Origin of the sequence: Christensenella hongkongensis (genome assembly GCF_000981035.1) — a bacterium.
GTDB classification, from domain to species: domain Bacteria; phylum Bacillota; class Clostridia; order Christensenellales; family Christensenellaceae; genus Christensenella; species Christensenella hongkongensis.
The window spans coordinates 1-288 of record NZ_LAYJ01000024.1; the positions used below are offsets into that span (position 1 = coordinate 1).

The 288-nt window shown below is 31.9% G+C and carries 1 protein-coding gene; it reads left to right on the forward strand.

What is annotated here, in order from left to right; translation table 11 throughout:
- Positions 1-214, forward strand: a 214-nt coding sequence (locus tag CHK_RS16820; protein WP_046442015.1) for a DUF6034 family protein, incomplete at its 5' end; no start/stop codon positions are given.
- Positions 215-288 lie beyond the last annotated feature (74 nt).

Here is a 288-nt window from a genome sequence, read left to right on the forward strand (position 1 = left end):
TAGCAGAATAATTGACTTAAATGTCGATAGGATATTGTTTGGTTATCTGCGAATAAAGCAGCAAAACGATGAAACAAAATTTGACATAGTTCCAGTATGGGATTTTTTCGGAAATAGTGATATTTTAAATCAATTAGGCAATGGTAATTACAACAGCATTTTAACGATAAATGCCATTGATGGTAGTGTTATTGATCGTAATTCTGGATTCTGACGATTACAGGGTTTTACTGGTAATCAACGAATAAAAGTCTAGTGAGAGATAAATTGTGGAAGTGTTAAAAACAG